This window comes from Algoriphagus limi (assembly GCF_024919275.1).
Taxonomy (GTDB): Bacteria; Bacteroidota; Bacteroidia; order Cytophagales; family Cyclobacteriaceae; genus Algoriphagus; species Algoriphagus limi.
On the sequence record NZ_JANWGH010000002.1, the window covers coordinates 22,492 to 41,955 of the forward strand.

Genomic DNA, 19,464 nt, shown 5'->3' on the forward strand with positions numbered 1-19,464 from the left:
AGTGATAATTAGCTCAGTTAAAATCAAAGGGTAGATCATGAACTTTAAATTGATCAGTTTGGCTATCGAAGGTATAGACTTTTTGACGAACTAGATCAAAGTCGAAAGAAGTGAAGAAATCCTCAAAGACTAATTTCGAAATAGGGTTTCCCTCCCAATCAAAAATCAGGATTTCGGGAAAAGACTTTCGATCAGTAGCAAAATCCTGCTCCAATTCATTTAGATGTAAAAGCGCAAAGAAATCGTCATAAGCCCGAACATCAGAAAATCGATAATTTCGCTCAGGTTGAGGGACTTTTTCAAGGAGACTCAGATCATCGAGCGTCGGTTCGATAGCAATCGTTTTCTTCAAAGAACCATCCAAGGCGTATAGATTAAAGTAATTAAGTCGAAAATACATCTCCAAGATTTTATCACGCTCTGGACTAAGCCTTGTCATCGATGCCATCAAAGATAGATTTAACATTCCATTGGAAACTTCAGCCCGATTGAGCTGATCGAGAAGTTTATTGCTGGACAATTGACCTTGAGACAGCAAATACCTGTTTTGTTTTGTCTCCTGATTTTCAGGTTGTCTTATGTAATAATGATCAGACTCCAGAATCAATAAATCAAAAAGGAATAGTGGCAAATCATTGTCAGCTAGCTCAAGGCTATCCTGCCCTAGTTTTATAGATTGATTTAGGTTGAATTTTAGTAAGTTTCCTTTTGAGAATTGATAAATCAAAGCTGTAATATCATCCCCTTCCGATCGAAAAAGGACCTTATCTGAAGCAATTGACGGGTAGGAAAATTCCTTTGGTCCTTCTCCTAAGGATAGAAAACTACCCAAGGAGTCCAAGCTAGGAAGTTGGTAAATACTCCAGAACTTTTGAAAAGATGTAGAAACGACCATGAGGCTATCTATGATCTCAAAATCTTTCATTCCAATAAATTCCTTCCTTAAGCCTACTCCCTTCTCGATAGCGTGAATTTTTGGAAACTCATTGACCACATGAACAGAATCAAAGGTCAAAAAATTGGAGTTTTGGGGTACAGCCTGCACAAAATCCTTTTCATCGGAATTTTGAACACAAGCCGTAAAAACCAATATTTTCAAAATACCTAATAGTTTAAAAGCAGATTTAATTTTCATTCTCTTAGTAATTTTTTTTAAGGCACCTTCCTAAGAAGATGTGCCAAATTTAAAATTTCAACTCATTCCCGAACATTTATAACAAAGAGCAGTATCTTTTCCTACTCCCTACTATTTTTCGAAATAGGTGCAGACGCCACAGGATAAAGCTGGCAAGCATTTAGATTTTTCGTTCGCTAAAATCCCCCCCCCAACTAATAAGCAAACATAGTTACATATTTTTATAGTTTTTAGCTGGATGATGTAGCTTTGCAACTACTCAAAATACTTTTCTAGAATAAGTTCGTCTTGAATGATTATGACAGCTTTTGTCAGTTTGAAAATGTAAATTGACTTCCTGAGCTTTTAGGACTACTTTCGATAAAGAAAATTTCATCTTTTTATGCTAAAAATCCTTCATACAGCTGACTGGCATCTAGGTAAGCGCTTACAGGAATATCCCCGCTTGGAAGAGCAAAAGCTGGTTCTTGATGAAATCTGTCAGATTGCCGATCGGGAGCAGGTGGATCTAGTTCTGCTAGCCGGTGATATTTTTGATTCATTTAATCCTTCCCATGAAGCAGTAGAACTTCTTTATAAAACCCTTCATCGACTTTCCAAAAACGGAACCCGTCCAATCATCGCTATCTCTGGCAATCATGATAGTAGTCAATTTGTGGAAGCACCGGATCCTTTGGCCCGAGAAATGGGGATCTTTTTCTACAGTCGCTATGATACCGTTATTCCCACAGGAAAAATGGAGTCAGGTGTTGAAGTCCTGCACTCAGAAAGTGGATTTGTAGAATTAAAACTCCCCACTTTCGAAGACCCCATCCGAATAATTTTAGCGCCCTATGCGCATGAAGTGAGTCTGAAAACCTATCTCGGGGAAGAAAATCGGGAAGCGGAACTGCGGAAAATTCTTTCTGAAAAATGGCAAGATTTAGCAGAGCGGTATTGTGATCAACACGGAGTAAATCTCTTTTTGGGACATTTCTTTTTTGTCAAAGAAGGGGAAGCCCCAAAGCCCGAACCTGAATCCGAGCGCCCCATCCTACATGTGGGCGGTACACAGGCACTTTTTACAGAGAATCTCCCTCCACAGATTCAATATGCAGCGCTAGGGCACCTGCATCGCTACCATGCAGTGGATAAAAATCCTTGTCCTGTCGTCTATTCCAGCAGTCCCCTTGCCTATTCCTTTTCGGAGGCTGACCAGCAAAAACAGGTTGTGATGATTGAATTGGAGGCTGGAAAATCCGCTAGCTACACGCCTATTGGATTGAAAAAAGGTAGACCACTGTATCGCAAGACTTTTGACAAGCTACCAGAAACGCTCCAATGGCTTGAGGAAAACCCCTATTGCTTTGTAGAATTGACCTATCAGACAAAAGACTCCATCGATGCGGCCACTCGTAAGGCCATTCTCAAAGCCCATGATGGGATTGTCAATTTGATTCCTCAAATACAAAATACCCGCGATCGGGATGAATTAACCCTCAAGCCAGAGGATCTGGAAAAAGACATGCTTAGCCTATTCAATCTCTATTTCGAAAGTGTGCGCGGACAAGAGCCTAATGAAGAATTAATGGAAGTTTTTAAGGAAGTCATCAGTCAAGAAGAAAGCAAATGATTCCTGTTCAGTTAGAAATTCAAGGTTTGTATTCCTACCGGGAGCGTCAGGTTATTGACTTCAGTCAATTGACTGCTGCTGGTCTTTTTGGGATTTTTGGAGCAGTAGGAAGTGGAAAATCCTCCATCTTAGAAGCGATTTTATTGGCCCTTTATGGAAGTACCGAACGACTTTCTGATCGGGGTGAAAAAAACTCCATGCTCAACCTGCAGAGCGATGAGGTATTGATACGGTTTATTTTTAACTCCGGAAAAAACAACAGCGAAACCTTACTTGCCCGATACGAAGCCAAACGAAATAAAAAAGATCCCGAAAAAGTAGATCCTGCTACCCACACCTTTTACAAAAAGTCCGGAAATGATTGGGAACCTCTCGAAGCTAGGGCAGAGGAAATTGTGGGAATGAAAAAGGAGCATTTCAAGCAAACGGTCATCATCCCTCAGGGAAAATTTCGTGAATTCATCGACTTGACTCCGGGCCCAAGAGCGGAGATGATGAAGGAACTTTTTGGTTTGGAACGCTTCGATCTTGCCGCAAAAACAGGATTCTTGCTTCGAACGGTAAAAGATGAAAAAATCCGCTTGGAAACTCAATTCCAAGCCTTGGAAGCCTATTCAGAAGAAACCTTAAAAACTGAAAAGGAAAAGCTAAATCACCTTCAAGCGGAACAGGATCAAGAACTGAAGAAAGCTAACAAACTGGACCAAGATGTAAAAAGTCTCGAAAAACTGCGGGATAAACACAGGACTTGGAAAGAGTTGAGTATAGCGAAGCGGGAACTTCTAGAACGCAAACCGGAAATCGAGGAAAAACGTCGGATTTACAAGGATTTCATTCAGGCAAAAACCTATTTGCGTCCGGTTTGGAATCAACTTTCTGAACTTCAAGTCGATGCCGAAAAATACCGCGTAAGCATCACCGATTCAGAGCGCTTTGCCTTAACTTTCGCACAAGAAATCTCCCAACTCAAAGAAGAAGAACAAAAACTCCGAGAAAAGAACCAACAACGTCCTGACCGGGAAAGTAAAATTCGCGATCTCAAAAAGGTCTTGGAAATCAAGGAGCTTCGAGAAAAAATGATCGAAGCAACTAATGCCATCACTCAAATTACTCCTTCTCAAGAAAAACTACTTAACAAGCAAAAGCAGGTTCAACAGGAAATAGAAGAGTTTAGCAAAACTCTTGAAACCTCGCCTTCCAATGACTCGAATTTGTTAGCAAGCCTAAAAAGCCACCTTCAATCCTGGTCAGATTGGGAATCACAGATTCAGGAACATGACAGGCTCATTGGGCAATTCGAAAAGGAAGAGAAAAATGTAAGTGCTTTTTTAGAGAAACTCCGCTATTCGATTCCTGAGGAGTTTGAAAATACAGAAGACTGGCAAAAAGCCCAAAAGCAGGTGATTCTAAATTGGGAAGAAAAACGGGAAAATCTATTGAGGAATTCCGGGTTGAAAGTTCACGCGCATCTCTTGGAAGATGGAAAGCCATGCCCGCTTTGTGGTTCTTTGGAGCACCCCAATCCACTCGATCAATCTACTCAGAATCAAGCGATCAAGGAAATCGAGTTGCAGATTTCTCAAGAAAAGGACCTGCTGGAAAAAATTCTTCTGGTCAGGCAGCAATTAAGGGAACAGGAAATTTACCTGCAAAGTCATCGAGACAATCTCGACCGAAGAAGGAAAGAAAAGGGTCAATTGTCGGAGAAATTGAGCAAACTTCTCGAAGGCTTGAAGGAGTTTGGTTTGAAGGACAAAGAAGGGCTTTCTATGCGAATTGCAGAATTGGAAAATTCCAATCAAAAACGAGAAGATTTACTTCAAAAAATTCAACGAAAGCGACAGGAATCTGATCAAGTCAGAGCTGAACTAGATTCCATACAGCAAAAACTTCAGCAAGCTCAACTGAAAAAGGAAAGCCTTGCCACCGCAATCAAAACCAAAGAAGAGGAAATCAAGGATCCGACATTTTGCAAAGGCTTTTTCGATAAAAATCCCAGCGAAATCCAAGCTATGATTTTGCGGGTAGCACAAGATATCGAACAGGCAGCTGCAGCCTTGGAGAGCAAGCAAAAATACCTGCAAGAGGTTCAGAGCAAGGCAACGACTAATCTAGCCGATTTAAAGAATTTCAATAGCTCGTTGGAAAAAGCTCAGACTAAAATCAAAGAGTTGCAAAGTGAATTCGACTCTTTAAAAAAGCAATATGGTTTTGAAGATGAGGAAGCTTTGATTCAACTTTTTGAGCATTCGCTAGATGCCGAAAAGACTGCAAAGGAAATTGAGCAATTCGATCGTCAGCTGGACTTGACTGAAAATAGACTTCAGGAATTGGAATCTGAGAAAGGTGTGAAGGATTTTGAAGAGGAGGCCTTTCAGGAGCTTTCTCAGCAACTTGAAAACCTTCAGCAATCGAATAATGCTCGGCAAGAGGAGGTGATCCTTTTGCAGAAAGAAGTGAAAGTTTCCGAACAAAAACTTCAGGAAAAGGCGATGCTGAAAAAGGAGTTGGAGCGGGTGGAAAAGCGCGAAACTTACTTGAAGGAACTGGAAAAGCTATTCAAGGGAAGTGGCTTTGTTAAATACGTGAGTTCGATTTATCTAAAAGAACTATGCCACACCGCCAATCAGCGCTTTATGAAACTCAGCAAAAATAGCCTGAGTTTGGAGATAGACGAGGACAATACCTTTTGGGTGATTGATTATTTGAATGGAGGCAAAAGACGTCTCTTAAAGACACTTTCCGGAGGTCAGACTTTCCAGGCTTCCCTATGTTTGGCTTTGGCCTTGGCCGAAAAAGTCAAAGCGCTAAATCAGGCAGATCAGAGTTTCTTCTTTTTGGATGAAGGTTTTGGGGCTTTGGATAGAAATTCCCTTCGGGTTGTTTTCGAGACACTCAAATCACTCCGTCACGAAAACCGGATCGTCGGCATCATCAGCCATGTTGAGGAACTACAACAGGAGATCGGTGTCTTTGCTCAGGTAGAACTTGATCCTGAGAAAGGTTCACAGGTAGGGTATTCTTATTGAGGGAAGGCAGGTTCGGACGTCAAAGAAATCCTTGAGATTGTTTACTTTTTGGACTGCTTCTTCGTTCCTCCCTGCCTTATCGGCAGACAGGCTCGCAGTGACGAGCCTCCAAAAGCCTCTGTGCGTGTCTCCACCCACAGATTTTTATTTAATACCTTCGGAACTGAGTCTTATTAAACCACTAATAATTTACAGTTTCACTTGCGCGGAGGGCTGACGCAACAGCGGGGTGTGCGAAAGCCTCGTGGGGGGAAGCTTTGCTGCGTCTTGGCTTTTTGGTTCTTTTTTGCCAAGAAAAAAGAACAGAGGATCATCTCAATATACTTCATCCCTACGTATCTCCACGTTAGACTTTTTATTCACCAAAAGCACCCTCAAAAATCGACCACCACGCCAAACCCTATATTTTTCAGAATTTTCTTAAATTAAATTCCATCTAAAACCCACTAACCCATGAAACCCTTTCTAACCCTAATTCTTATAAGCCTTAGCTTTTCAGCCTTTTGCCAACAAGCACCAAGCAAGGAAATCCAAATCAAATTGGCTCTTTTAGCCGCTCCGGAAGATCAGCGAGCTGAAGCTACCGTGTATGGCTATCAAAACGGAGAAATTGTTTTGCTTCGAAAAGGCAGTAATCAAACCATCTGCTTGGGTGATGACCCCAGTCGGGAAGGGCTAAGTGTATCCTGCTACCATAGCAGTGCTCAACCTTTTATGGAACGAGGTTGGGCCTTAAGAAAAGACGGGAAAAACGCCCAGGAAATTTTTAACACCCGGGAAGCGGAAGCCAAAGCAGGAAAACTCCAATTGCCTGACCAAGGAAGTGTATTGCATGCCTTGGTGGCGGATGAAAATGATGTCAATTGGGCTACTGGGGAAGCACAGAATACCTATACACGCTCTGTAGTGTACATTCCTTGGGCCACTGCTGAAAGTACCGGATTGCCACTGAAACCAGCTGGACCTGGATTGCCTTGGATTATGGATCCAGGCACGCATCGGGCGCATATCATGATAAATCCTGCTAGAAATTAATCAACACAAACTTTTTATAATTATGAATAAATTCCAGTATTTATCTATCCTTGGATCAGCCCTTCTTTTTTCCTGCTCCAATGAGAAAAAGGAAGAAAAAGAAGTCGAAAAAATTGATCCTGTAATCGAAGTAATAACGAATGCAATGGATTTCCAGATGGTGGATTCCATTTCTTCGGGTTGGAATACTTTCCGATATGTAAATAAGTCGAATGAAGTTCACTTTTTTGTTTTAGAGAAACTCCCCGAAGGCATCAGACTTTCCAATTATGAAAATGAGTTAATCCCAGTATTTAAAGAAGGGTTTGACTTTATGAAATTGGGGAACATGGAAGAAGGGATGAAAGTCTTTGAAAAAATCCCTCAATGGTTTGGAGGAGTGGTTAATCACGGTGGAGTAGGTATACTTTCCGGCAACTCCACTGCCGAAACAACCCTCTTTTTGGAGCCTGGAGTTTATGCGATGGAATGTTATATCCGTATGCCCGATGGAACACCACACGTTTTTATGGGTATGCTCAAAGAAGTAATTGTCAAAGATGAAGTTTCCGAATTAGCTGAACCAAAAGAAGATTATAGCGTCACAATTTCCAGCACAGAGGGAATTCAATTTTTAGACTCTATACCAGCTGGAATTGTTGAATTTGGTGTGGAATTTTTGGATCAGCAGCTATATGAACATTTTGCTGGACATGATGTCAATCTGGTAAAACTTCAAGAAGGAGCTGAATTGGATAGTTTGGTTGCTTGGATCAACCCATCGGATATGTTTGCATTATCCACTCCTGAACCAAAGGAATTTATTTTCATGGGAGGAGCAGAAGATATGCCTGAAGGAAAAAAAGCGTATTTCAAAGCTGAACTAAGTGCAGGTAATTATGTCCTGATTTCGGAGGTTCCAGATGCCATGAATCGAAAAATGGTCCATCCGTTTACGGTTTATTAAAACCAAGAAGAGGCTTTCCTAGAATTAGTCTTTTGCCAGGCTGAGCGGAGTCGAAGCCTATACATGATTAATAAACTCAATTTCGACTTCACTCAATGTGACAAAGGCTAAATTGGACAGCCTCTTCTTCTATTCTAATTTTTCTTATCCCAAAATCTTGGCTGCTAGCCAATCACCCACTTCGGAGGTTTTGTAGGCTTTTCCGCCTTCAGCGATATCTTCGGTGACTACTCCTTCTGCTAAGGAAAGGTTCACTACATCACTTATTGCTTGAGCTTCTTCTTTCATATCGAATGCATACTCAAACATCATCGCAGCAGAAAGCACAGTAGCCAGCGGATTGGCGATGTCTTTCCCTGCTGCTTGCGGATAGGAACCGTGAATCGGTTCAAAAAGCTTGACTTTGGAACCCAAGGAAGCCGATGGCATCAAGCCCATAGAGCCAGAAATAACGGAGGCTTCATCCGTCAAAATATCTCCAAATAGATTTTCGGTAATCAACACGTCATAAGCTTTCGGCCATTGAATCAGGCGCATAGCCACCGCATCTACAAATTCGTATTCGACTTTCACATCCGGATACTCAGCTGCCAATTCCTGAACAGTTTCCCTCCACAAACGAGACGTTGCCATCACGTTGGCTTTGTCCACACAGGTTAGCAATTTTCTTCGTTTTTGCGCCGCTTCGAAACCCATCCGAGCTAATCGAACGATCTCTTCTTTGCTATATACATTGGTATCAAAAGCTTTTGTTCCTTGCTCGTTTCGACCTCTAGGCTCACCGAAATACACGCCGCCTGTCAATTCACGGAAGAAAACAAAATCAACTCCATCCACACGCTCCAATTTCAATGGAGACTTATGCACCAAGGAAGGAAAGGTAAATGTTGGTCGCACATTGGCAAAAAGGCCAAGCTTTTGACGCATTCTCAATAAGCCTTGTTCAGGTCGAACTTTGGCTTTGGGATCGTTGTCATATTTTGGGTCACCAATCGCTCCGAAAAGTACCGCATCGGAGGCAGCGCAAATTTCATGGGTCGCGTCTGGATATGGGTCTCCTGTAGCATCGATAGCACAAGCACCTACAAGACCTTCCTTGAAAGTGATTTGATGACCAAATTTTTGTCCGACTGCTTTGACAACTTTTACTGCCTGAGCGATTACCTCAGGGCCGATGCCGTCACCCGGCAACAGCGCGATATTCATTTCCATAATAGGTAGATTCTTCTTTTTCTGGTTGGTAAGTCATGTTTTCGATGATGTTGAGCATTTTTTCAGTAGCCATCATCGCTGCTACTGTCTGATCTGGATCAAGACCTTTGGTTTTGAATATTTTTCCATAATCCCAAGTAATAACCGTTTCCACAAAAGCATCAGTTTTTCCACCTGGAGGAATGGAAACATGATAATCTGTCAATTTAGGAAGCTCTTTCCCTAAAGACTTATAGATCTTTTTCAAAGCCCGCATAAAGGAGTCATATTGACCGTCTCCAGTGGCACTTTCATCATACGATTTTCCATGGATTTTCATCCGAAGTTGAACCGTGGGTTTGAGTCCCTTGGAATGGGTCATATGATAGCCTTCAATGCTGATATGCTTGGAGATCACATTATTCTGGAGGACATCGGAAATAATGTATGGAAGATCCTCGGTCGTCACCCGTTCCTTTTTATCTCCCAGTTCAATGATTCGTTGGGTAACCTTTGCGAGTTCTTCTTTCTCCAAAGAAATCCCCAACTCTTCCAAATTCTTAAGGATATTGGCTTTTCCGGAAGTTTTCCCCAAGGCATATTTTCGCTGTCTACCGAATCGCTCCGGCATCAAATCATTGAAATAGAGATTCTTTTTATTATCCCCATCCGCATGGATTCCAGCCGTTTGAGTGAAGACATTTTCTCCCACGACAGGCTTATTAGCAGGGATGTGCTGTCCGGAGAACTGCTCCACTAATTTGGAAACCCGGAAAATTTTCTGCTCCTGTATTCCGATTTCAAAATCTGTGAAATCTTCAATTACAGCAACCACGGATTCTAAGGGCGCATTTCCAGCCCGTTCACCCAAGCCATTAATGGTCGTGTGAATACCAGCTGCTCCATAAAGGATCGCCTCCATGACATTGGCCACGGAAAGATCATAATCATTGTGCGCATGGAAATCAAAATGAAGTTCGGGAAACAGCTTGGTGATCTCCTGGAAATAGCTTTTTACCTCTTCAGGCGCAAGCAATCCCAAAGTATCCGGCAACATCACTCGCTTGACAGCTTGACCTTGAAGAAACTCGATCAAGGAAAGAGTGTATTCCTTAGAATTCCGCATTCCGTTGGACCAGTCTTCTAAATAGACATTTACAGCAATCCCTTTTTCCTGAGCGTATGCAATGCTTTCCCGAATATCTTCGAAGTGCTGTTCAGGTGTTTTTTTGAGTTGGTGAATCAAATGATTCAAAGAACCTTTCGTCAGCAGGTTCATCACCTTAGCGCCAGATTCTACGATCCAATTAACTGAAGCCGGAGTATCTACAAACCCCAAAACTTCTACTCGATCCAAGTATCCTTTTTGGGAAGCCCATTGAGTAATTTTCTGCACACCCTCCAGTTCCCCTTCGGAAACACGTGCCGAAGCGACCTCGATCCGATCTACTTTGAGCTCCTCCAAGAGCAACTTGGCAATCTGAAGTTTCTCAGAAGGCAAAAAGGAAACACCTGAGGTCTGTTCACCATCCCTCAGTGTAGTATCCATTATTTCAATTCTCTTCTTTGCCTCCATGGTATTTGGATTATCTAGATGCAGCGAAAGCTTCGATTTCGTCAGACATATTCAACAAATAGTCGATGTCGTCGAAGCCATTCTGCATATTACTCTTCTTGTACTCGTTGATGTCGAAAGTTTCAAACTCGCCGGTGGATAGCAAAGTGATTTTTTGTTCCGGGAGATTTACCTCGATCTCGGTTTTTGGATCTGCTTCAATCGCAGCAAAGAGTTTATCAGCAAATTCAGGAGAAACCGTCACCGGCAGCACACCAATATTCAGGCAATTATTTTTGAAAATATCTGCGAAGAAACTCGATACCACACAACGGAAGCCATAGTCATACAATGCCCAAACTGCATGTTCACGGCTAGATCCTGAACCGAAGTTTTTACCGGCAACCAGGATTTTCCCGCTATAAGTTGGGTCATTGAGAACAAAATCCTTCTTGGGATTGCCCTCCACATCGTATCTCCAGTCTCGGAAAAGGTTATCTCCGAATCCTGTACGTTCCGTTGCTTTTAAGAAACGCGCCGGAATAATTTGATCAGTATCTACGTTTTCGGTCGGTAATGGAACCGCCGTATCTCGAAGAACAGTGAATTTATCGTAAGCCATTTTATTATCTGTTGATTAGTTATTTGTTATTAGTTATTGGTGGGTAAGCAGTTCTTTTGAAATAATGAATCCAAACACTAGAAACGATTAACCAATAACTTAATAACTAGAAAACTCAATTTTCAAAAACCTCCCTCGGGTCTGTGATTCGACCAGTGACGGCGACAGCTGCTACCGTCAAAGGAGAAGCTAACATAGTGCGTGCACCAGGACCTTGTCGCCCTTCGAAGTTTCGATTGGAAGTTGAAACCGCATATTTCCCCGCAGGAATCTTATCATCGTTCATGGCCAAACAAGCTGAACAACCCGGCTGACGCAATTCAAATCCGGCTTCTTCTAGGATTTTAACTAGTCCTTCTTCATGAGCCATTTTTTCAACTTCCCGTGAACCCGGTACAATCCAAGCAGTGATGTTTTCAGCTTTTTTCTTTCCTTTCACAAATTCTGCAACAGCCCGAATATCTTCAATACGGCCATTCGTACAAGAACCCACAAATACATAATCCACCTGCTTCCCTTTTACTGGCTCACCTGGTTCAAATCCCATATAATCCAATGATTTCAAGAAAGAAGCTTTGTTACTTCCTTCCAGTCCTTCTGCAGTAGGAATCCGATCTTTGACCTTTATTCCCATCCCAGGGTTGGTGCCATAAGTAATCATAGGCTCAATATCAGCAGCGTCGAAATGATACTCCTTATCGAAAACCGCTCCCTCATCAGTTTTGAGTGATTTCCAGAAGGCAACTGCTTTTTCCCAGTCCTCACCCTTTGGAGCATATTGACGCCACTTCAGATAATTGAAAGTTGTTTCATCAGGAGCAATCAATCCACCCCGTGCACCCATCTCAATGGACATATTACAGATAGTCATTCTGGCTTCCATAGATAGGCTTTGGATAGCCGAACCTGCATATTCCACAAAATATCCTGTAGCACCTGCTGCAGATATTTTTGAGATGATATACAAGATGATGTCTTTAGAAGTCACACCTTTTCCAAGCTCTCCCTCTACGGAAATCCGCATTTTCTTAGGCTTGGATTGCATAATACACTGAGTGGCCAAAACCATCTCTACTTCAGAAGTACCGATCCCAAAGGCAATTGCACCGAAAGCACCGTGTGTAGAAGTATGGGAATCGCCACAAACGATGGTCATTCCCGGTTGAGTCACACCTAATTCAGGACCGATTACATGGACGATTCCATGATGAGCTGTACCCAAATCGTGAAGTTCAATACCATATTTCTTGCAGTTTTCCCGAAGCTTTTCAACCTGCATCCGGGAAAGTTTATCCTTAATGGTTTGGTCCTGATCGACGGTAGGAACGTTATGATCCGGTGTTGCAATGGTGCGGTGCGGATATTTTACCCCAATGCCTCTTTTCTCCAAGTTGAGGAAAGCTACAGGGGAAGTTACTTCATGGATAAAATGCTTATCGATGAAAAACACATCTGGCCCTGCAGGTACGTGACGCACCACATGGGAATCCCAGATTTTATCAAATAGTGTTGTTTTTTCCATAATTAGGCAGTCGCGTATTCTTTGACTGGTATTTTGTTCAATGCATCCACAAAAGCTTGTGCAGATGCCAATACGATATCTTCATTGGAGGCAAAGCCGTGATAAGGTTTATCAGATTTGATGACCCGCATGTGGACTTTTGCCACGTCGTTAGAGCCATGGGACATAGCCTGAATCAGGAATTCTTCCAAATCCACTTGTGGTTGTACCATCTTTTCAATAGCAGTTAAAACCGCATCTACAGGCCCTACTCCAGAAGCGGAAGCCTCATGGCTTGTATCACCAATTTTCAACTTGACATGGGCCTTCACTTCTCCGTTTGAGGAGTAATTCACTTCCTTCAATTCGATGAAGTTGGACTCATCCAAGTATTTCCCAACAAGTGAAAGCAGGTCTTTTCGACCTATATCCCGCTTGGAATCAGCAAGCTCCAAGAAGGCCTCGTAAACTTTTCGAAGTTCCTCTCCTTCTAACTCTACACCCAAGGCATCCAAATGATGCTTCAAGGCCGCTCTTCCTGAACGAGCTGTCAAAACAATGGAAGACTCTTCTACCCCAACCTCCTTCGGGTCGATGATTTCATAATTTTCCCGATGCTTTAACACGCCGTCCTGATGAATACCGGAGGAATGTGCAAATGCATTTCTACCTACGATCGCCTTGTTAGGCTGAACCGGCATATTCATCAATTTGGAAACTAAGCGGCTGGTTTGATAGATTTTCTGAGTGACTATATCCGTGTGAACCGGAATAGCTTGATGACATTTAATCGCCATCACTACTTCTTCCATGGACGTATTTCCAGCTCGTTCTCCAATTCCGTTAATGGTTACCTCCACTTGTCGGGCTCCATTTTGAACCCCTGCAACAGTATTGGCAGTTGCCATGCCGAGGTCATTGTGACAATGAGTGGAAATGATAGCCTTATCGATATTTGGCACACGGTTTTTGAGATCGGCAATGATTCCCCCATACTGCTCCGGAAGACAATAACCGGTTGTATCAGGAATATTTACTACCGTCGCTCCGGCTTTGATAACCTCCTCAATGATTTTACATAGAAAATCCGGCTCAGAACGACCCGCATCTTCAGCGTAAAACTCCACATCCTCCACAAACTGCTTCGCAAATTTGACCGCAGCTACCCCTCTTCGGATAATTTCATCAGGAGTAGACCGAAGTTTGTATTGGATATGATAAGGAGAAACACCGATTCCGGTATGAATCCGGCCTTTCTTGGCGTATTTCAAGGCCTGAGCCGCTACCTCGATATCCTTTTCCACCGCGCGGGAAAGCGCACAAATGATCGGGTTGGAAACTGCCTTTGAAATCTCTACTACTGAATTGAAATCACCCGGGCTGGAAATCGGAAATCCAGCTTCAATGATATCAACACCCAAATCTTCCAGGGCTCTCGCCACCACAATTTTTTCCTGGGTATTCAACTGGCATCCAGGAACTTGTTCTCCATCTCTGAGGGTGGTATCAAATATCCACAGCTTGTCACTCATAATAAATTGGGTTTAATTGTTTTCTGGCCGCAACTGTCTGACGACAGCTCCTGCTTGCCACATTTCTGATTCTCTTAATTCTTTCAATTCCTCCTCCAACTTCTCTCTGTAGTCAGGCTTGGAGTTAGAGTCAATTGATTTTTGCGCTTCTTTTCCTGTTTTAACGGATTCATACAATGCTTCGAAAACCGGCTTGGTTGCATCCCGGAATGGCTTCCACCAATCCAAGGCTCCACGCTGAGCAGTAGTAGAACAGTTGGCATACATCCAATCCATTCCATTTTCTGCCACCAAAGGCATCAAAGACTGAGTCAATTCTTCAACAGTTTCATTGAAAGCTTCGGAAGGAGTATGGCCATTTTCACGCAATACTTCATACTGAGCAGCGAAAATTCCCTGAATTGCACCCATCAAGGTTCCACGCTCTCCAGTCAAATCGGAGGTTACTTCCCGGTAAAAATCTGTTTCAAAAAGGTATCCAGAACCGACACCTATACCCAAAGCAATCACCCGGTCTTTAGCTTTACCTGTAGCATCCTGATAGATCGCATAGGATGAATTCAAGCCTCTTCCTTCAACAAACATTCTTCTTAAAGAAGTACCAGAACCTTTTGGCGCTACCAAAATCACGTCTACATCTGCAGGCGGGATGATTCCGGTTTTATCCTTATAGGTTACTCCAAAACCATGGGAGAAATACAATGCTTTTCCAGGAGTCAGATGCTTTTTCACAGTTGGCCACAAAGCAATCTGACCTGCATCTGATAATAAAAATTGAATGATAGTTCCTCGCTCACAAGCCTCTTCAATATCGAAAAGCGTCTCACCTGGTACCCATCCGTCAGCAACAGCTTTGTCCCAAGTTTTGGAATTCTTTCGCTGACCTACAATTACATGGAAGCCATTGTCTTTCAGGTTTAAAGCCTGACCGGGTCCTTGAACCCCATAGCCAATTACTGCAATCACTTCATCCTTGAGAACCTCTCTGGCTTTTTCCAAAGGAAACTCTTCCCGAGTGACTACATTTTCTTCCACATTGCCAAATTTTAACTTCATAGCTTTATTGGTTTAATAGATTGATTTTCAATAGTTTATTTAATATAATCATCAATAGTCACCATTCGCTTGGCGACAGCGACTCTTCCTGATCTAGCAAATTCCAAAAGCCCATAGCCTTTCAAAATTTCCAATAACTCCTGTGTCTGCTCCTTGTGTCCTGAAAGTTCAAGCACCACAAACTGAGGTTCCGCAGCAATGATTTTTGCATTATGCTGTCGAATGATTTTCTCCAATCCCCCATCCAATCGGGTTACCGGAATTTTATATAAAGCGATCTCCTGATATACCACGCCTTCATCTTCATGATAGAAAGCCTTGATCACGTCGATGACCTTTTCGATCTGATTGACCAATTGAATGACCATGTCCTCGGAAGTCGTCACTTCAATGGTAATCCGATGAATGCCATCCACTCGACTCTCGGAGGCGGTCAAAGCATCGATATTGATTCCTCTTCGAGTGAAGATGATCGTGATTCTGTTGAGAATTCCGATAAAATTCTCGGTAATGACAAAAATCGTATAGCGCTTCATAGTCTGGATTAACTTAATCTCACCTCTTCAACCGAACATCCCGTGGCAATCATCGGGAACACATTGTCTTCTTTTTCAACGACAACCTCCAAGAAATACGGGCCATCATAGATCAACATATCTTCAATCGCTTCGGTCAATTCTTCTCTAGCCTTCACTTTTTGGGCTCTGATTCCATAGGCTTCAGCAATTTTGATAAAATCAGGATTATTTAACTCGGTGAAGGAATAGCGCCTATCGAAAAACATCTGCTGCCATTGTCTCACCATTCCCAGGTAATTGTTATTCAAAAGGACAATTTTTACAGGAGCTTTGGTTTGCATAATAGTCCCAAGCTCCTGAATCGTCATCTGAATGCCTCCATCTCCAACAACACAAATCACTTGTCGTGAATAATCATGAAGTTGGGCTCCAAGAGCCGCTGGAAGTGCAAAGCCCATAGTTCCCAAGCCACCTGAAGTCACCTGAGTTCGAGGTTTCTTATAATTGAAATATCTCCAGGCTATCATCTGATGCTGTCCCACATCAGTCACCAAAACCGCATCATCTGCCTTATATTGGTTGATTTGATTGATTACTTCTCCCATCGTCAAACCGATTTTGGTTGGAGAAATATCATGCTGCACGACAGCTTCTTTTTCCAACTCTTCTAATTCCCGGAACTTAGCCAACCATTCAGGATGACTCTTTTTGTCAACTGCCTCAGTTAGCATGGAAAGACTTTCCTTGCAGTCACCAATTACCGGCACATGAACTTTTACATTTTTATTGATTTCGGCTGGATCAAGCTCTAGGTGGATAATTTTAGCTTGCTTGGCATATCGCTTCAAATCCCCTGTAACCCGGTCATCGAAACGCATTCCTACGGCAATCAAAACATCGCACTGATTCGTCAACAAATTGGAAGCATAATTTCCATGCATTCCTAATTTACCAACATAAGAAGGATGATCTTGGGAAAGTGCGCCCGAACCGAGCAAAGTCGAAGCAGCCGGAATACCGGTTTTATCCAAGAAAAACTTCAGTTCAGTTTCTGCTTTTCCGAGAACTACGCCCTGGCCAAAAAGCACATAGGGTCTTTCCGATTTATTTATCAATTCAGCTGCTTCCTGAATCGAAGATTGCTCTACCGGCTTATGAACTTTGTAGGATCTAAACCCAAGACAAGGGGCATAATTCATTTCCCCAAAATCGACTTGAGCATTTTTGGTGATATCGATCAAAACCGGTCCCGGTCTACCGGAACGGGCGATATAAAAACCTTTTGCAATGGCTGGAGCAATATCCTCAACCCGACGAACCTGAATATTCCATTTGGTTCCTGGCATAGAAATACCCACAACATCCGTTTCTTGGAACGCATCCGTTCCCAACAAATGAGCTGCTACCTGACCCGTAATACATACCAAAGGCGTGCTGTCAATTTGTGCATCAGCCAAACCGGTAATCAAATTCGTCGCGCCTGGTCCTGAGGTAGCTAGGCAGACTCCCACTTTTCCTGATACCCGAGCATAACCTTGGGCAGCATGAATAGCTCCTTGCTCATGACGGGTCAAAACATGCTTGATCTGCTCATGATAATCATACAATGCATCATAGACCGGCATAATTGCACCGCCGGGATACCCGAAGATAATCTCTGCTTGTTCTGCAATTAGGGACTGAACTACAATGTCCGCTCCCCGGATCATGGATTCCTTCATAGGTTTAGAATTTATCAGTCACACAACCCTCAGAAGCTGTGGCAACGAGTTTATTGTATTTTTTCAAAGTGCCTTGAAGTCCTTCAATGACTTTTGGGGACCAGGACTTTTTCCTTTCTGCAAATTCAGCTTCGCTGACATCTACCGAAAGCTCTAAATTATCAGCGTCAATGGTAATCATATCCCCATCTCGTAAAAGTCCTATCGGACCTCCGCACCAAGCTTCAGGGGTTACGTGTCCCACGACAAAACCATGTGTCCCACCTGAAAATCTTCCATCAGTAATCAAGGCAACATCAGACCCAAATCCTGCTCCAATAATCATGGAAGTTGGCTTTAGCATTTCAGGCATTCCAGGCGCTCCTTTTGGCCCTACATTTCGAATGACGACGATATCCCCTGCTTGAACTTTATGATCCCGAATCGCATTGTTGGCTTCCAATTCAGAATCGAAAACTTTGGCTGGTCCAGTGAAGGAAATTCCTTCTTTACCCGTAATCTTCGACACCGCTCCTTCTGGTGCTAAGTTTCCTTTAAGAATACACAAGTGACCAGTCTTCTTGATTGGTTGATCGAGAGGCCGTATGCAATTGACCATGGAAGGAACAATGGGCTCAATCTTTTCAAGATTTTCAGCCAAGGTTTTTCCAGTTACCGTCATGCAATCTCCATGGAGTAATCCTTCATTCAGCATGAATTTCATGAAGGCAGGCAAACCTCCCTGCTCATGCAAATCCTCCATTAAAAATTTACCGGAAGGCTTGAAATCCCCCAGCATTGGAGTTAAATCATTTAGTGCTTTGAAATCCTGAAGAGTGAAGTCCACTCCAGCTGTCTTGGAGATTGCCAAAATATGAAGTACTGCATTCGTACTACCGCCAAGTGCAATCACTACGCGAACAGCATTTTCTATACTTTTTCGAGTGACAATGTCTTTTGGCTTGATGTCTTTTTCCAAAAGAACTTTCACATACTGATTGACTTCCCGGCATTCCCGAAGTTTTTCCGGAGAATTGGCAGGGTAAGATGCAGAATAAGGCAAGGACATTCCCATAGCTTCAATGGCTGAGGACATAGTATTTGCCGTGTACATCCCACCGCAAGCACCCGCTCCCGGACAGGCATTTCGGATGACTCCATCGTAATCCTCTTCTGAGATGGTTCCTTGGATTTTCTTTCCAAAAGCCTCAAAAGCAGAAACAATATTCAATTTTTCTCCTTTGTAATTACCGGATGCAATTGTGCCTCCATATACCATGATAGAAGGCCGATTAATACGAAGCATTCCCATCACAGCTCCTGGCATATTCTTATCACAACCAGCGACAGCTACGCAGGCATCAAAAGAATGCCCCAAAATGAAGGACTCAATGGAGTCAGCAATAATCTCTCTGGACACTAGCGAATAACGCATCCCCATGGTTCCCATGGAAGTTCCGTCAGAAATCCCGATGGTATTAAAAACCAAACCGGTCAAATCATACTCCTGAGAGGAGGCTTTGATCAGACCGGCAAAATCATTGAGATGCATGTTGCAGGGATTACTTTCATATCCGCAACTCGCGATCCCAACGAAAGGCTGTTTCATTTTTTTGTCAGACAAGCCTGTCGCATAGAGCATAGCTTTCCCGGCGGGATGCTCCGGGTTATCTGAAATTTCCCAGCTGTATTTCTTTAGGTTCATAGTTTGGGTATAAAAAAAAGTGCCTCTTCAAATGAGGCACTTATTTGTTTAATATGTTGATACAAGTCTAGTGCCTCACCTTAAAATCCAAGGAGAATAATAATGCTTAGCAAAAAGACTGATCTGTTCATAGTATTAGGTTGAGCTGCTTTTCAATCAATGACAAGTCAAAATTAACCCTCTTAAACCATACATACAATATTTAATTTGTCATATTTTAATTTTTGCAGAAAATATATTCTTGTTATTTGAATATTTTTAAAATATAATTTTTTACACATTCGATTTAAACCTATTTTTTCAATCGGAATTCTATTTTTTTTAAAA

General features: G+C 42.6%; 14 protein-coding genes. 4 read left to right on the plus strand and 10 right to left on the minus strand.

What is annotated here, in order from left to right; all coding sequences use genetic code 11:
• Positions 1–13 precede the first annotated feature (13 nt).
• Positions 14–1,135 carry a TolB-like 6-bladed beta-propeller domain-containing protein gene (locus NY014_RS08455; RefSeq protein ID WP_259414167.1) on the minus strand — a complete coding sequence of 374 codons (1,122 nt, stop codon included), beginning with the start codon at positions 1,133–1,135 and terminating at the stop codon, positions 14–16.
• A 382-nt stretch (positions 1,136–1,517) separates the two neighbouring features.
• Between NY014_RS08455 and NY014_RS08460 the strand changes: the two genes are divergently transcribed.
• The 4 genes from NY014_RS08460 (at position 1,518) to NY014_RS08475 (ending at position 7,757) form a co-directional block, all read left to right on the plus strand.
• Positions 1,518–2,747, plus strand: a complete 1,230-nt coding sequence (locus NY014_RS08460) for a metallophosphoesterase family protein (RefSeq protein WP_259414168.1) — start codon at positions 1,518–1,520, stop codon at positions 2,745–2,747.
• On the plus strand, positions 2,744–5,776 hold the full coding sequence (locus NY014_RS08465; protein WP_259414169.1) for an AAA family ATPase: 3,033 nt from the start codon (positions 2,744–2,746) through the stop codon (positions 5,774–5,776). Before NY014_RS08460 ends, NY014_RS08465 begins: the two co-directional genes overlap by 4 nt.
• A 453-nt stretch (positions 5,777–6,229) precedes the next feature.
• Positions 6,230–6,811, plus strand: a complete 582-nt coding sequence (locus NY014_RS08470) for a hypothetical protein (protein ID WP_259414170.1) — start codon at positions 6,230–6,232, stop codon at positions 6,809–6,811.
• A 22-nt stretch (positions 6,812–6,833) separates the two neighbouring features.
• Positions 6,834–7,757: a hypothetical protein gene (locus NY014_RS08475; protein WP_259414171.1), complete on the plus strand. Its 924-nt coding sequence runs from the start codon at positions 6,834–6,836 to the stop codon at positions 7,755–7,757.
• A 144-nt stretch (positions 7,758–7,901) separates the two neighbouring features.
• Here the strand turns inward: NY014_RS08475 and leuB are convergent, their stop codons facing one another.
• The 9 genes from leuB to ilvD all read right to left on the minus strand — a co-directional run bounded on the left by leuB (position 7,902) and on the right by ilvD (position 19,137).
• Positions 7,902–8,969, minus strand: a complete 1,068-nt coding sequence (leuB, locus tag NY014_RS08480) for a 3-isopropylmalate dehydrogenase (protein ID WP_259414172.1) — start codon at positions 8,967–8,969, stop codon at positions 7,902–7,904.
• Complete coding sequence (locus NY014_RS08485; RefSeq protein ID WP_259414173.1) at positions 8,938–10,524, minus strand: hydroxymethylglutaryl-CoA lyase-like TIM-barrel protein; 1,587 nt, start codon at positions 10,522–10,524, stop codon at positions 8,938–8,940. The genes leuB and NY014_RS08485 overlap by 32 nt, the downstream gene beginning before the upstream one ends.
• A gap of 10 nt (positions 10,525–10,534) precedes the next feature.
• Positions 10,535–11,125 carry a 3-isopropylmalate dehydratase small subunit gene (gene leuD / locus NY014_RS08490; protein ID WP_135073002.1) on the minus strand — a complete coding sequence of 197 codons (591 nt, stop codon included), beginning with the start codon at positions 11,123–11,125 and terminating at the stop codon, positions 10,535–10,537.
• Between the two features lie 115 nt (positions 11,126–11,240).
• The gene (gene leuC, locus NY014_RS08495; RefSeq protein ID WP_259414174.1) at positions 11,241–12,647 is read right to left on the minus strand and encodes a 3-isopropylmalate dehydratase large subunit; all 1,407 of its coding nucleotides are present in this window, start codon (positions 12,645–12,647) and stop codon (positions 11,241–11,243) included.
• Between the two features lie 2 nt (positions 12,648–12,649).
• The gene (locus NY014_RS08500) at positions 12,650–14,158 is read right to left on the minus strand and encodes a 2-isopropylmalate synthase (protein WP_259414175.1); all 1,509 of its coding nucleotides are present in this window, start codon (positions 14,156–14,158) and stop codon (positions 12,650–12,652) included.
• 12 nt (positions 14,159–14,170) lie between these two features.
• The gene (gene ilvC, locus NY014_RS08505) at positions 14,171–15,214 is read right to left on the minus strand and encodes a ketol-acid reductoisomerase (RefSeq protein ID WP_135072996.1); all 1,044 of its coding nucleotides are present in this window, start codon (positions 15,212–15,214) and stop codon (positions 14,171–14,173) included.
• Between the two features lie 35 nt (positions 15,215–15,249).
• Positions 15,250–15,750, minus strand: coding sequence for an acetolactate synthase small subunit (ilvN, locus tag NY014_RS08510; protein ID WP_259414176.1), 501 nt, complete (start codon positions 15,748–15,750; stop codon positions 15,250–15,252).
• Positions 15,751–15,758: 8 nt separating this feature from the next.
• Positions 15,759–17,453 carry a biosynthetic-type acetolactate synthase large subunit gene (gene ilvB / locus NY014_RS08515; protein ID WP_259414177.1) on the minus strand — a complete coding sequence of 565 codons (1,695 nt, stop codon included), beginning with the start codon at positions 17,451–17,453 and terminating at the stop codon, positions 15,759–15,761.
• 4 nt (positions 17,454–17,457) lie between these two features.
• Entirely contained in the window at positions 17,458–19,137 is a 1,680-nt protein-coding gene (gene ilvD, locus NY014_RS08520; RefSeq protein WP_259414178.1) for a dihydroxy-acid dehydratase, read from the minus strand.
• Positions 19,138–19,464 lie beyond the last annotated feature (327 nt).

What these genes read in the sequence shown, in the direction of transcription:
- NY014_RS08475 (WP_259414171.1), top strand. Translation starts at nt 6,834, where the DNA reads ATGAATAAATTCCAGTATTTATCTATCCTTGGATCAGCCCTTCTTTTT.
- NY014_RS08485 (WP_259414173.1), bottom strand. Translation starts at nt 10,524, where the DNA reads ATGGAGGCAAAGAAGAGAATTGAAATAATGGATACTACACTGAGGGAT.
- NY014_RS08465 (WP_259414169.1), top strand. Translation starts at nt 2,744, where the DNA reads ATGATTCCTGTTCAGTTAGAAATTCAAGGTTTGTATTCCTACCGGGAG.
- ilvD (WP_259414178.1), bottom strand. Translation starts at nt 19,137, where the DNA reads ATGAACCTAAAGAAATACAGCTGGGAAATTTCAGATAACCCGGAGCAT.
- ilvN (WP_259414176.1), bottom strand. Translation starts at nt 15,750, where the DNA reads ATGAAGCGCTATACGATTTTTGTCATTACCGAGAATTTTATCGGAATT.
- NY014_RS08455 (WP_259414167.1), bottom strand. Translation starts at nt 1,135, where the DNA reads ATGAAAATTAAATCTGCTTTTAAACTATTAGGTATTTTGAAAATATTG.
- leuD (WP_135073002.1), bottom strand. Translation starts at nt 11,125, where the DNA reads ATGGCTTACGATAAATTCACTGTTCTTCGAGATACGGCGGTTCCATTA.
- leuB (WP_259414172.1), bottom strand. Translation starts at nt 8,969, where the DNA reads ATGGAAATGAATATCGCGCTGTTGCCGGGTGACGGCATCGGCCCTGAG.
- NY014_RS08500 (WP_259414175.1), bottom strand. Translation starts at nt 14,158, where the DNA reads ATGAGTGACAAGCTGTGGATATTTGATACCACCCTCAGAGATGGAGAA.
- ilvB (WP_259414177.1), bottom strand. Translation starts at nt 17,453, where the DNA reads ATGAAGGAATCCATGATCCGGGGAGCGGACATTGTAGTTCAGTCCCTA.
- NY014_RS08460 (WP_259414168.1), top strand. Translation starts at nt 1,518, where the DNA reads ATGCTAAAAATCCTTCATACAGCTGACTGGCATCTAGGTAAGCGCTTA.
- NY014_RS08470 (WP_259414170.1), top strand. Translation starts at nt 6,230, where the DNA reads ATGAAACCCTTTCTAACCCTAATTCTTATAAGCCTTAGCTTTTCAGCC.
- ilvC (WP_135072996.1), bottom strand. Translation starts at nt 15,214, where the DNA reads ATGAAGTTAAAATTTGGCAATGTGGAAGAAAATGTAGTCACTCGGGAA.
- leuC (WP_259414174.1), bottom strand. Translation starts at nt 12,647, where the DNA reads ATGGAAAAAACAACACTATTTGATAAAATCTGGGATTCCCATGTGGTG.